Below are 12,760 nucleotides of genomic sequence, written 5' to 3'. Positions count from 1 at the left end.
TACACATCAGTTTCAGGTTATTAGCAAACTAATAATAATTGATCACAGAGCAAAAGTAAGACTATTTATACCGATTCAAGGCACGTATTTCTTATCACAAGCGTTCATCATTTAGGCTTTTTTTATGTCCAGAATAAAATAATGCTCGTTGATGGCGGGATCGGATCGTCAAACTGCTCATTTAAACCACCAAAAACGCAAAGATCGGGGTGGCTTATAGAAGTTTTAGATCTAAAAAATAAATATATAGATCTAAAATAAAGTATCTATTTGCACAAAACGATCATTATCCACAAGCAAATAATTCACACCCCTAAGAAATAAGCCAATAGCCCCATTTAACCCCTTTTTGATGACCGGGGACAGCTATTTAACCTAAGCTTATCGACTTTTTATCAACAGCTTAGATTTATGAAAAAACTATATTTTTCATGATGATAAAAACATGTTCCACATTATTTAATATTATTATTTATGCACTGCTAAATAGATCCATTGAGTGGCGTTGGAGATCAGGTATCATACGAGCCACTTAAACGACTAGTTTGACGACATGAAACAGCTGGAAATTATCATAGGCAGCCAAATGGGCGGCACCGAATATGTGGCCGAACACCTAAGCCAACTCTTGGCGGATCAAGGCATTGAAAGTCAGTTGCACGAGCAACCGGATCTACAAATATAGATAGGGATAAACCCTGGCTGATCTGCACCTCAACTCATGGCGCAGGCGACTATCCCGATAATTTACTGGCATTTATCGAACAGTTAGACGCAAATGAACAGCTGACACAGGTTCATTTTGCGGTGATCGGCGTCGGCGATTCCAGCTATGACACCTTTAATTTTGCCGCTAAAAATATCATTTCCTTATTACAAACTAAGGGCGCGACCTTGTTATTGCCGCAATTAGAGATAGATGTGTTGGGTGAGGATCTACCAGAAGATACTGCCGAGCAATGGCTGCCCAATTTGCTGCAGGCATGGAAAAGTGTATAAGGATCTTACCCAAGACTTATTCACAAAATATCGAAAAGTTAGATCCGAATGTGGATAAAGGCTTAGTATCATGAGATCCAAGGGGTGATTATGCACTTGATAAGATCTATCGCGAATTGCCCTGTGTATAAAACAGCTGTTTGATCAGAGCTTATTTACCCTTAGATCCGATCATATCTACAACTACTTGGATCACTTAATCAGTTGAATTGATATAGTTTTTTATGGTTATCAACAGATCTTGACGTTACTAATAGTAAGATCAATAAAAGATCTCTTTAAAGATCCTTTATTTTATATATGATCCACTTTGAGATCTTGAACACTATTTAACCATTTCCCTTCCCCCATTTTCTAGGTAGAATACGCACCCTTTTCTCTTTCTCCGGTTGTAGGAAACGTTAAATGATTTTCCATGAACACTTTGATGTCATTGTTGTAGGCGGCGGTCATGCTGGCACCGAAGCAGCGTTAGCTGCGGCACGTATGGGTATGAATACCCTGCTGTTGACACATAACATGGACACCCTTGGCCAAATGTCTTGTAACCCTGCGATCGGTGGCATAGGTAAGGGTCATTTAGTTAAAGAGATCGATGCCCTAGGCGGCGCCATGGCAAAAGCCATAGATAAGGGCGGGATCCAATTCAGAACCCTGAATTCATCGAAGGGCCCAGCGGTACGTGCAACCCGAGCACAAGCGGATCGCGCTCTTTACAAAGCCGAAATCCAAGCCATTTTACAGGGTCAGGAAAACCTCAAGATCTTCCAACAGTCCTGTGATGATCTTATCGTTGAAGGCGATAAGGTAACTGGTGTTGTGACCCAGATGGGTCTGAAATTCAGCGCCCAAAGTGTGGTATTGACTGTAGGTACCTTCCTCGGTGGGCAGATCCATATCGGTTTAGAGAATTTCCAAGGTGGGCGCGCTGGTGATCCACCGTCGATCGCCTTAGCTCGTCGATTACGCGAATTACCGTTTCGCGTTGATCGCCTGAAAACAGGCACACCACCGCGTATTGATGCGCGTACGGTTGATTTCAGCAAGATGCAAACTCAGCCTGGTGATACCCCAACTCCGGTTTTCTCATTTATGGGCAAGGCCAGTGATCACCCGCAACAAATCCCTTGTTATATCACCTATACCAATGAGAAAACGCACGAGATCATCAATAACAACCTGCACCGTTCGCCCATGTATTCCGGTGTCATCGAAGGCATAGGTCCACGTTATTGTCCTTCGATTGAAGATAAGATCGTCCGTTTTGCCGATAAAGACAAACACCAGATCTTTGTTGAGCCTGAGGGCCTAACCTCTTATGAGCTCTACCCTAACGGTATTTCAACCAGCCTGCCGTTCGATGTGCAAATGGACATAGTGCGCAGCATTACCGGTTTTGAAAATGCCCATATTTGTCGTCCTGGCTATGCCATCGAGTATGATTTCTTCGACCCACGTGATCTAAAACCATCACTGGAGACCAAGTTTATCAATGGCTTGTTCTTTGCTGGTCAGATCAACGGTACTACGGGTTATGAAGAAGCCGGTGCCCAAGGTTTGATCGCCGGTATGAATGCAGCATTGCAAGTGCAAGGCAAAGATGCCTGGACACCGCGTCGTGACGAGGCTTACACAGGCGTGTTGATCGACGATCTTGCGACCTTAGGTACCAAAGAACCGTATCGCATGTTTACCTCGCGTGCCGAATACCGCTTGTTGCTGCGTGAAGACAATGCCGATTTGCGTCTTACCGCCAAGGGCCGTGAACTTGGCCTGATCTGCGATGAGCGCTGGGCGGCGTTTAATGACAAGCTGGAAGTGATGGAGCAGGAAACTCAGCGTATTCGTTCAACCTGGATCCACAAAGATCACCCGGCGTTGGATTCTGTTAATGCCCTGCTGAAAGCGCCTTTAACCCGTGAAGCGAGTTTGGAAGAGCTGATCCGTCGCCCTGAAATTGATCACAAGGCGCTTTATGCTATTACCGGTCTTGAGTCACCGTCAAGCAACGAAGCTGCTCTTGAGCAGGTGGCGATTCAAACCAAGTACGCCGGTTATATCGCCCGTCAGCAGGATGAGATAGCCAAGCAGCTGCGTCATGAGCAAACCTTGTTGCCAAAAGACTTCGATTACAGCCAGGTTTCCGGCCTGTCGAACGAAGTAGTCGCCAAACTGACCGACGCTCGCCCAGACACTATCGGCCAGGCATCGCGTATTTCTGGTATTACTCCAGCGGCGATTTCGTTATTATTGGTCTATCTCAAGAAGCAAGGAATGTTACGCAAATCGGCGTAACCAAGGGCAAGCGTGTTAGAAAACAAATTTAAACAATTGCTGGCTAAGGCCAGCATTTCTCTTAGTGAGCAACAAATCCAGCAATTACTTGCCTATGTTGCTTTGCTGGACAAGTGGAACAAAGCCTACAACCTCACCTCGATTCGCGATCCTAAAGACATGCTGATCAAGCACATCATGGATAGCCTGGTTGTGGCAGAGCATCTGAAAGGTCAACACTACATCGATGTGGGCACCGGCCCAGGTCTGCCCGGCATGGTATTGGCCATCGCCCTGCCCGATACCGAGTTCGTCTTACTTGACAGTCTTGGTAAGCGCGTTACCTTCTTAAAGCAGGTAAAACATGAGCTTGGGCTAAAAAATGTTACCCCGGTGCAGAGTCGAGTTGAAGAATATCAGCCAAGTGTTAAATTAGATGGGGTGCTATCTCGCGCCTTTGCCTCTATTGATGATATGCTGCATTGGTGCGCGCATTTAATAGATCAGGACGGACGCTTTATCGCGCTTAAAGGTCAGTACCCTGAGCAGGAATTGGCACACCTTCCCGACGGCTTCTCTTTTGAACAAAACATTGAGCTTAGGGTTCCTGAATTAGAGGGCGAGCGCCATCTTATAATTCTAAAAAAAGATTAATTGGCGAGGATCAACGTGGCTAAAGTCATTGCTATTGCAAACCAAAAAGGTGGTGTGGGTAAAACCACCACGGCCGTAAATTTGGCGGCCTCAATGGCTGCGACCAAACGCAAGGTGTTGCTGATCGATCTCGATCCTCAGGGCAATGCCACCATGGGCAGCGGCGTTGATAAATACGATGACGTTGCTACCGTCTATGATCTGCTGATCGAAGACAAACCCTTCGAAGAGGTAGTGATCACGCAAACTTCAGGCGAGTATCATCTGATCGCCGCTAACGGCGATGTCACCGCGGCGGAAGTCAAACTGATGGAATTGTTCGCCCGCGAAGTGCGCTTGCGCAATGCCCTGGAAAAGATCCTGGCCGACTACGAGTATATTTTTATCGACTGTCCACCGTCGTTGAACATGTTGACCGTCAACGCCATGGCCGCCGCCGATTCTGTGCTGGTGCCCATGCAGTGTGAATATTATGCCTTGGAAGGGATCACCGCCTTGATGGGCACCATAGAGCAGTTAGCGCAACTGGTTAACCCCAAATTACAGATTGAAGGCATTTTGCGAACCATGTACGATCCGCGCAACCGCCTTGCCAACGATGTTTCCGAACAGCTGAAACAGCATTTTGGCGATAAGGTTTATCGGACCGTTGTTCCGCGCAATGTTCGCCTTGCCGAAGCGCCCAGCTTTGGTGCCCCGGCCATGTATTACGACAGAGCTTCTGCGGGAGCCAAGGCGTATCTTGCCTTAGCCGGTGAAATGCTGCGCCGCAAAGAAAAACAAACATCTGCAGTCGCCTAAATCTAGAGGTAAGCGAATCAATGTCTGCTAAAAAACGTGGATTAGGAAGGGGCCTGGACGCCCTGCTCACGTCGTCAAAACCCGTTGCACCTGGCTCAGAGCAAAGCGCCAACGAGGGGCCGAGCGAGCAAGCCGTTAAAGGCGAATTGCAAAAGCTGGCGATCGAGTTTTTACGTCCCGGCAAGTATCAGCCGCGCAAGGATATGGCCGAAGACGCTCTTGAAGAGCTGGCCAGCTCGATTCGTGCCCAAGGTATTATTCAACCAATCGTGGTGCGCCAACTAGGCGAACAGCAGTACGAAATCATTGCCGGTGAGCGTCGCTGGCGTGCTGCACAACTGGCTAAGCTCGACATGGTCCCTTGTTTAATCAAGGATGTTGCCGACGAAGCCGCTGTAGCCATTGCCCTGATTGAAAACATTCAACGTGAAGACCTCAATGCCATGGAAGAAGCCATTGCTTTGGAGCGTTTAATTGAAGAGTTTTCACTGACGCATCAACAGGTTGCCGATGCGGTGGGTAAATCCCGTACCACGGTGACCAACCTGCTGCGTCTGAACAACCTCAACGATGATGTAAAAATCATGTTAGAGCATGGCGATATCGAAATGGGTCATGCCCGTTGCCTGTTGGCGCTCAGTGGTGAAGCGCAATCTGAGGCCGCCCGCAGCGCCGTAGCCAAGGCTTTAACCGTGCGCGAAACGGAAAAACTGGTGCGTTCTCTGCTGGAACCCACAGAAAAGCCGGTTAAAAAAGAAAAAGACCCAGACGTCAAACAGTTAGAGCAAAAACTCCAAGATAATCTCGGTGCCAAGGTTGAAATTAACTACAACCAGAAAGGTAAGGGTAAGTTGGTGATTTCTTACACTAATTTAGACGAGCTTGAAGGCATTTTAGAGCGTATCGACCCGCAGCGAAATCAGGTTTAATAATCCCCTTCTCGCCCCCGTGATCACGGGGGTGAAATTGACACAATTTCATCTTGCTCAAGTTGCAAATTGGCCAGAAATCAGTATAATTTCGCCAGTTTTAGCACCCTAATGAAACTTAACGTAATTAAGGTTAATGGAAAGTGACGCAAAGGTTATCTGGCCCATATCGCCGAGCCGCATTAAAAGGCGTTCTTCTTCAGGGTGTCGTAGCAATCATAGCTGCAGTAATAGTTTTAGTAGGTTGGGAAGTAGATGCCGCGGTTTCAGCATTGGCTGGTGGACTGGTGGCGGTACTTCCTAACTTTTTATTTGCCATCTATGCGTTTCGTTATGTGGGCGCGAGCAAGGCAAAACAAGTGTATGCCTCATTTAAAAGAGGCAACGGATTAAAATTTTTGCTAACGATTTTCTTGTTCGCACTGATATTTAAGCTTTATCCGGTAATGGCGTTGCCATTTTTTTCCTGCTTTATATTGGTGACGTTTACACAGTGGTTAGCGCCGATTTTTTTTAATCATTAACTTTTGGGATAAAACATGGCTGCAGGTGAAGAACTTACCTTAACGGGTTACATCCAGCACCATTTAACTAACGGTCAAGTCAGCATTGGCGACGGTTGGTTTTGGAAGCTGAATGTAGATACCCTCGCATGGTCTATCGGTCTTGGACTGATTTTCTTATGGATCTTTAAGCGCGCTGCGAACAAAGCAACGCTTGGCGTTCCCGGGAAATTTCAGTGCTTTATCGAGATGGTCGTAGAATTCGTCGATCAAAACGTGAAAGATACTTTCCACGGTAGAAGTCGACTAATCGCTCCTCTTGCTCTGACAATTTTCGTCTGGGTATTCCTGATGAACTTAATGGACTTGATCCCGGTTGATTTCCTTCCTGCACTTGCAGGTCAAATCGGCGTACTTTCAGGTGCCGTAGAAAGTTCTCACGATGTATACATGAAGGTGGTACCAACAACCGACCTTAACCTAACCCTAGCGCTAGGTATCGGGGTGTTTGCACTCATCATCTTCTATTCGATTCGTGTTAAGGGCTTAATGGGCTTTATCAAGGAGCTAACGCTTCACCCATTCAGTTCTAAAAACGTGGTTGTTCAAGTCCTATTTATTCCGGTTAACTTGCTTTTAGAATCAGTAACTCTAATCGCGAAGCCGGTTTCATTGGGCTTACGTCTATTCGGTAACCTTTATGCTGGTGAACTTATCTTCATCCTAATTGCTGCGCTTGGTTTGTTCCAATTGCCGCTGCACTTTGTATGGGCGGTATTCCACATCCTGGTTATCGTATTGCAAGCATTCATCTTCATGATGCTGACAATTGTTTACCTGAGCATGGCGTCTGAAGACAACCATTAAGAACCGGCTCAAAAAAGATTTTTTTAACTTTAACTTTAACTTTAATCATTTACAAAAATATTGGAGACAATAATGGAAATCGTAATCGGCCTTAAATATATCGCTGTTGCCCTACTTATCGGTTTTGGTGCCCTTGGTACTGCTATCGGTTTCGGTAACCTAGGTGGTAAATTCCTAGAATCAGCTGCTCGTCAGCCTGAGCTTGCACCTCAACTACAAGTTAAAATGTTCATCGTAGCTGGTCTTATCGATGCTATCGCGATGATCGGTGTAGGTATCGGTCTATACATGTTGTTCGCTCTAGCTCCATTTGCAGGTTAATTTCTACTATTTTGCGAACAAAATGTAAGGAGGAGCGGTCGTGAACTTAAACGCCACTCTAATTGGTGAATTAATCGCTTTCATCGTTTTTGTATGGTTCTGCATGAAGTTCGTGTGGCCACCACTAAACGGTGCAATCGAGGCTCGCCAAAAGAAAATCGAAGATGGTTTAGCTGCCTCTGATAAAGCTGAAAAAGATCTTGAACTTGCTCGTAAAAAAGCAACCGAGCAACTTAAAGAAGCTAAAGCAGAAGCTGCTGAAATTATCGAGCAAGCTAAAAAGCGTGCGACGCAAATCGTTGACGAAGAGACATCTCGTGGTCACGAAGAGCGTGAAAAAATCATTGCTCAAGGTCATTCAGAAATCGAAGCCGAGCGTAACCGTGCCAAAGAAGAACTGCGTAAGCAGGTTGCTTCTCTAGCGGTTATCGGTGCCGAGAAGATCTTAGAGCGCGAAATCAATGAAGCCGCACATAGCGACATAGTTGAAAAACTTGTTGCCGAGCTTTAATAGGAGGGTATGAGCATGTCTGAACTGACTACTATCGCTCGCCCATACGCTAAAGCGGCTTTTGAATTTGCCGTTGATAAAGGCGCGGTTGATGCCTGGAACGAGATGTTGTTTTTCGTTGGTGAAGTAGCCAAGAATGAACAAGTAGCTCGTTTCCTGTCGAGCAGCGCCTCTGCTGATAAACAAGCTGAAACTATCATTCAGATTTGTGCAGAGCAACTCAACGAATATGGCCAGAACCTGGTAAAGGTAATGGCCGAAAATGGACGTTTAGTCGCCCTACCGGCGGTTGCACAATTATTCGCTGAATTTAAAGCGGATTATGACAAAGAAATCGACGTTGACGTCGTTTCTGCAACCGACCTTGCTGCAGCGCAGCAAGAGAAACTAGTCGCGGCACTTGAAAAACGTTTCGCACGCAAAGTTAAGCTGAATTGTAGTGTTGATAACTCGGTTGTTGGTGGTCTGGTAATTAGAGCCGGCGACACCGTAATCGATGGCAGTATCAGCGGCAAACTTAGCCGTTTGGCCACTACACTACAATCGTAATTGGGAAGAAGAGCATGCAACTTAATTCCACTGAAATTTCTGATCTGATCAAAAAACGTATTGAGCAGTTCGAAGTTGTAAGTGAAGCTCGTAACGAAGGTACTATCGTATCTGTTACTGACGGTATCATCCGCATCCACGGTCTAGCTGACTGTATGCAAGGTGAGATGATTGAGCTTCCAGGCAACCGTTATGCTATCGCACTAAACCTTGAGCGCGACTCAGTAGGTGCAGTAGTAATGGGTCCATACGCAGACCTTAAAGAAGGCGTAAAAGTACAATCTACTGGTCGTATCCTTGAAGTACCTGTTGGTCGTGGTCTACTTGGTCGTGTTGTTAACACACTAGGTGCTCCTATCGATGGTAAAGGTGCTCTAGATAACGACGGTTTCGAACCAGTTGAAAAAATCGCACCAGGCGTAATCGAGCGTCAATCAGTAGATGAGCCAGTACAAACTGGTTATAAGTCTATCGATGCGATGATTCCAGTTGGTCGTGGTCAGCGTGAGCTTGTAATCGGCGACCGTCAGACTGGTAAAACTGCACTAGCTATCGATGCTATCATCAACCAAAAAGGCACAGGCGTTAAGTGTGTGTACGTAGCGGTTGGTCAAAAAGCATCTACTATCGCTAACGTAGTACGTAAACTTGAAGAGCACGGTGCACTTGAGAACACTATTGTTGTTGTTGCATCTGCTTCTGAATCAGCAGCGCTACAATTCCTAGCGCCATTCGCTGGTTGTACTATGGGTGAATACTTCCGCGACCGCGGTGAAGACGCACTAATCGTATATGATGATCTTTCTAAGCAAGCTGTTGCTTACCGTCAGATCTCACTACTACTTAAGCGTCCACCAGGCCGTGAAGCTTACCCAGGTGACGTATTCTATCTTCACTCACGTCTTCTAGAGCGTGCATCACGTGTAAACGCTGATTACGTTGAGAAGTTCACCAATGGTGAAGTGAAAGGTAAAACAGGTTCACTGACGGCTCTGCCTATCATTGAAACTCAAGGTGGTGACGTTTCTGCGTTCGTACCTACAAACGTTATCTCAATCACCGACGGTCAGATCTTCCTAGAAACTGACTTGTTCAACGCAGGTATCCGTCCGGCCGTTAACGCTGGTATCTCGGTATCTCGTGTAGGTGGTGCAGCGCAAACTAAAATCGTTAAGAAACTAGGTGGTGGTATCCGTCTAGCGCTAGCTCAGTACCGTGAACTAGCGGCGTTCTCTCAGTTCGCTTCTGACCTTGACGATGCAACTCGTGCCCAGCTTGAGCACGGTGAGCGCGTAACAGAGCTAATGAAGCAGAAACAGTACGCACCTATGTCTGTTGCGGAAATGTCTCTGTCGCTATTTGCTGCTGAAAAGGGCTATCTGAAAGACATCGAAATCGCGAAAATCATGGATTTCGAAGCAGCTCTTATCTCATATGCAAACAGCACATACGCAGAGCTAATGGCTGAAATCAATGAAACTGGTAACTACAACGCCGAGATCGAAGCGCAGCTGAAAGAACTTCTAGAGAAGTTCAAGTCTACGCAAACTTGGTAATTAGTTATGAACGGTGAGTTTTAATTTTAAAACTCACCCAGATTCGGAGAAAGAGTCATGGCCAGCGGAAAAGAGATAAAAAGCAAGATCGGGAGTATCAAGAATACTCAGAAGATCACTAGCGCTATGGAAATGGTTGCCGCTTCTAAAATGAAGAAGGCGCAAGACCGTGTGGCTTCAAGCCGTCCATACGCTGAAAACTTACGCAAAGTGATCGGTCATGTTGCTAATGCTAGCCTCGAATATCGCCATGCCTATTTGGAAGAGCGTGAGGTCAAGCGCGTTGGTTATATCGTCATCTCTACCGACCGTGGTTTATGTGGTGGCTTGAACTCTAACGAGTTCAAGAAAGTAGCTTTAGAAGTCAAAGCGTGGAAAGAAAAGGGCGTATCTGCGGATTTCGCCGTACTAGGTAGCAAGGCTGCCGGTTTCTTCCAGCGTTTTGGTGGCTCATTGCTCGCCAAAAAATCAGGTCTAGGCGATGCGCCTTCAGTGCAGGACGTAATTGGTCCTGTAAAGGTTATGCTTGATGCATACAACGAAGGCAAATTAGACCGCTTGTTTGTTGTTTACAACAAGTTTGTAAACACCATGAAGCAAGAACCAACAATCGATCAATTGTTGCCTTTGCCGAAAACAGAAAGCGAAGAACTAGCACACCGCTGGGACTACATCTACGAGCCAGATCCAAAAGCACTTTTGGAAACACTAATGGTTCGCTTTGTAGAATCTCAGGTATATCAAGGTGTGGTTGAAAATGCTGCCTCTGAGCAGGCCGCCCGTATGGTTGCGATGAAAGCCGCAACAGATAACGCAGGCGACCTGATGGATGAGTTACAGCTTGTTTATAACAAGGCTCGTCAGGCCGCAATCACACAAGAAATCAGTGAGATTGTTGGCGGATCAGCAGCAGTTTAATGCTTCGGGCAAAGATTAACGAGAGGAATAGACATGAGTTTAGGTAAGGTCGTCCAAATTATCGGCGCCGTTGTGGACATCGAGTTCCCACAAGACAGCGTGCCTGCCGTATATGACGCACTAAAAGTTACAGACGGCGACCTAGCAGGTCTGACACTAGAAGTTCAGCAGCAGCTAGGTGGCGGTGTGGTACGTGGTATCGCACTTGGTACTACTGACGGTCTACGTCGTGGTACAGCAGTAGAAAACACAGGTGAAGCGATCAAGGTTCCAGTAGGTAAAGCTACTCTTGGTCGTATCATGAACGTACTAGGTGAAGCAATTGACGAAGCTGGCCCAATCGGCGAAGAAGAGCGTATGTCAATTCACCGCGAAGCACCTTCGTACGAAGATCAATCAAGCTCGGTAGAACTACTTGAGACTGGTATCAAAGTAATCGACCTAGTATGTCCATTCGCTAAGGGTGGTAAAGTAGGTCTATTCGGTGGTGCTGGTGTAGGTAAAACCGTAAACATGATGGAACTTATCCGTAACATCGCGATCGAGCACAGCGGTTACTCTGTATTCGCCGGTGTTGGTGAGCGTACTCGTGAGGGTAACGACTTCTATCACGAAATGAACGATTCAAACGTACTTGATAAAGTATCGCTTGTATACGGTCAGATGAACGAGCCACCGGGTAACCGTCTACGTGTTGCTTTGACTGGTCTAACTATGGCAGAGAAGTTCCGTGACGAAGGTCGTGACGTTCTTTTCTTCGTAGATAACATCTACCGTTACACGCTTGCCGGTACTGAGGTATCAGCACTACTAGGTCGTATGCCTTCAGCGGTAGGTTACCAGCCAACTCTTGCAGAAGAGATGGGTGTACTACAGGAGCGTATCGCGTCTACTAAGACTGGTTCAATCACTTCAATCCAAGCGGTATACGTACCTGCGGATGACTTGACTGACCCATCTCCGGCGACTACTTTCGCCCACTTAGATGCGACAGTTGTACTTTCTCGTGATATCGCAGCACTAGGTATCTACCCTGCTGTTGACCCACTTGATTCAACTTCACGTCAGCTTGATCCGCTAGTAATCGGTCAAGAGCACTACGATACAGCTCGTGGCGTTCAAACCGTACTACAGCGTTATAAAGAGCTGAAAGACATCATCGCCATCCTAGGTATGGACGAGCTGTCTGATGAAGATAAGCAAGTGGTATCACGTGCTCGTAAAATCCAGCGTTTCCTATCTCAGCCGTTCTTCGTTGCTGAGGTATTCACAGGTTCACCTGGTAAATACGTTTCACTAAAAGACACCATTGCTGGCTTTAAAGGCATTCTAAACGGTGAGTTCGACGACATGCCAGAGCAAGCGTTCTACATGGTTGGCTCAATCGAAGAAGCGCAAGAAAAAGCGAAAAGCATGTAATTAGGAGGGGAGTATGGCAGCTATGACCGTACATCTTGATGTAGTTAGCGCAGAAGGAAACTTGTTTTCCGGTCGTGTAGAGACACTTCAAGTGACAGGTAGTGAAGGTGAATTGGGTATTTACCCAGGTCACGCGCCGCTACTAACTGCCCTGAAACCTGGTATGGTGCGTTTGGTTAAGCAACTAGGTGGTGAAGAAATCATCTATGTTGCTGGCGGTACACTTGAGGTTCAACCTCATAGCGTAACCGTGCTGGCTGATATTGCCGTTCGAGCTGAAGAGCTGGACGAGCAAGCAGCTGAGCAAGCTCAACGCGAAGCGCAAGAGCAAATGGATAAAGCACAAAGCGGCGAATTGGATTACCAAAAAGCGGCAGTGCAACTAGAAGAAGCGCTTGCGCAACTTCGTGTTATCCGCCAATTGCGCAATAGCTAATGCTATCGACCGAAAAGGTTTGC

13 protein-coding genes and 1 pseudogene are annotated in these 12,760 nt (G+C 46.5%); all 14 read left to right on the top strand.

What is annotated here, in order from left to right; genetic code table 11:
* The first annotated feature begins 553 nt into the window (after nt 1-553).
* The 14 genes and pseudogenes from mioC to C2M34_RS05755 all read left to right on the top strand — a co-directional run bounded on the left by mioC (nt 554) and on the right by C2M34_RS05755 (nt 12,737).
* Nucleotides 554-999 (top strand): annotated as a pseudogene (gene mioC, locus C2M34_RS05820) (FMN-binding protein MioC).
* A gap of 405 nt (nt 1,000-1,404) precedes the next feature.
* On the top strand, nt 1,405-3,294 hold the full coding sequence (gene mnmG / locus C2M34_RS05815) for a tRNA uridine-5-carboxymethylaminomethyl(34) synthesis enzyme MnmG (protein ID WP_105201186.1): 1,890 nt from the start codon (nt 1,405-1,407) through the stop codon (nt 3,292-3,294).
* 12 nt (nt 3,295-3,306) lie between these two features.
* The gene (gene rsmG, locus C2M34_RS05810; RefSeq protein ID WP_105201185.1) at nt 3,307-3,927 is read left to right on the top strand and encodes a 16S rRNA (guanine(527)-N(7))-methyltransferase RsmG; all 621 of its coding nucleotides are present in this window, start codon (nt 3,307-3,309) and stop codon (nt 3,925-3,927) included.
* 15 nt (nt 3,928-3,942) lie between these two features.
* The gene (locus C2M34_RS05805) at nt 3,943-4,728 is read left to right on the top strand and encodes a ParA family protein (protein ID WP_105215167.1); all 786 of its coding nucleotides are present in this window, start codon (nt 3,943-3,945) and stop codon (nt 4,726-4,728) included.
* Nucleotides 4,729-4,748: 20 nt separating this feature from the next.
* Nucleotides 4,749-5,657: a ParB/RepB/Spo0J family partition protein gene (locus C2M34_RS05800; protein WP_105201183.1), complete on the top strand. Its 909-nt coding sequence runs from the start codon at nt 4,749-4,751 to the stop codon at nt 5,655-5,657.
* Nucleotides 5,658-5,800: 143 nt separating this feature from the next.
* The gene (locus C2M34_RS05795; protein WP_105258300.1) at nt 5,801-6,181 is read left to right on the top strand and encodes an ATP synthase subunit I; all 381 of its coding nucleotides are present in this window, start codon (nt 5,801-5,803) and stop codon (nt 6,179-6,181) included.
* Between the two features lie 15 nt (nt 6,182-6,196).
* On the top strand, nt 6,197-7,027 hold the full coding sequence (gene atpB, locus C2M34_RS05790; RefSeq protein WP_105188740.1) for a F0F1 ATP synthase subunit A: 831 nt from the start codon (nt 6,197-6,199) through the stop codon (nt 7,025-7,027).
* A gap of 72 nt (nt 7,028-7,099) precedes the next feature.
* Nucleotides 7,100-7,348, top strand: coding sequence for a F0F1 ATP synthase subunit C (gene atpE / locus C2M34_RS05785; RefSeq protein WP_105188739.1), 249 nt, complete (start codon nt 7,100-7,102; stop codon nt 7,346-7,348).
* Between the two features lie 40 nt (nt 7,349-7,388).
* Nucleotides 7,389-7,859: a F0F1 ATP synthase subunit B gene (gene atpF, locus C2M34_RS05780; RefSeq protein ID WP_105188738.1), complete on the top strand. Its 471-nt coding sequence runs from the start codon at nt 7,389-7,391 to the stop codon at nt 7,857-7,859.
* Nucleotides 7,860-7,874: 15 nt separating this feature from the next.
* Nucleotides 7,875-8,408 (top strand): F0F1 ATP synthase subunit delta, encoded by a 534-nt coding sequence (gene atpH, locus C2M34_RS05775; protein ID WP_105201227.1) that lies wholly within the window; start codon nt 7,875-7,877, stop codon nt 8,406-8,408.
* 14 nt (nt 8,409-8,422) lie between these two features.
* Complete coding sequence (gene atpA, locus C2M34_RS05770; protein ID WP_105201178.1) at nt 8,423-9,964, top strand: F0F1 ATP synthase subunit alpha; 1,542 nt, start codon at nt 8,423-8,425, stop codon at nt 9,962-9,964.
* Nucleotides 9,965-10,021: 57 nt separating this feature from the next.
* A complete protein-coding gene (gene atpG / locus C2M34_RS05765; protein ID WP_105201177.1) occupies nt 10,022-10,882 on the top strand; it encodes a F0F1 ATP synthase subunit gamma in 861 nt (286 codons plus the stop codon).
* Nucleotides 10,883-10,915: 33 nt separating this feature from the next.
* Nucleotides 10,916-12,301 carry a F0F1 ATP synthase subunit beta gene (gene atpD / locus C2M34_RS05760; protein ID WP_105201176.1) on the top strand — a complete coding sequence of 462 codons (1,386 nt, stop codon included), beginning with the start codon at nt 10,916-10,918 and terminating at the stop codon, nt 12,299-12,301.
* Between the two features lie 13 nt (nt 12,302-12,314).
* Entirely contained in the window at nt 12,315-12,737 is a 423-nt protein-coding gene (locus C2M34_RS05755; RefSeq protein WP_105201175.1) for a F0F1 ATP synthase subunit epsilon, read from the top strand.
* The last annotated feature ends 23 nt before the right edge of the window (nt 12,738-12,760 follow it).

Source organism: Pseudoalteromonas sp. T1lg88 (assembly GCF_002964765.1).
In the GTDB taxonomy this organism is placed as follows: Bacteria; Pseudomonadota; Gammaproteobacteria; order Enterobacterales; family Alteromonadaceae; genus Pseudoalteromonas.
Note: the sequence above shows the minus strand (reverse complement) of the source record. Positions and strands in the feature narration are given on the sequence as shown.

Coding starts and splice junctions, on each gene's coding strand:
- mnmG (WP_105201186.1), top strand. CDS start 1,405: ATGATTTTCCATGAACACTTTGATGTCATTGTTGTAGGCGGCGGTCAT.
- C2M34_RS05800 (WP_105201183.1), top strand. CDS start 4,749: ATGTCTGCTAAAAAACGTGGATTAGGAAGGGGCCTGGACGCCCTGCTC.
- atpB (WP_105188740.1), top strand. CDS start 6,197: ATGGCTGCAGGTGAAGAACTTACCTTAACGGGTTACATCCAGCACCAT.
- atpE (WP_105188739.1), top strand. CDS start 7,100: ATGGAAATCGTAATCGGCCTTAAATATATCGCTGTTGCCCTACTTATC.
- atpH (WP_105201227.1), top strand. CDS start 7,875: ATGTCTGAACTGACTACTATCGCTCGCCCATACGCTAAAGCGGCTTTT.
- atpA (WP_105201178.1), top strand. CDS start 8,423: ATGCAACTTAATTCCACTGAAATTTCTGATCTGATCAAAAAACGTATT.
- atpG (WP_105201177.1), top strand. CDS start 10,022: ATGGCCAGCGGAAAAGAGATAAAAAGCAAGATCGGGAGTATCAAGAAT.
- atpD (WP_105201176.1), top strand. CDS start 10,916: ATGAGTTTAGGTAAGGTCGTCCAAATTATCGGCGCCGTTGTGGACATC.
- C2M34_RS05755 (WP_105201175.1), top strand. CDS start 12,315: ATGGCAGCTATGACCGTACATCTTGATGTAGTTAGCGCAGAAGGAAAC.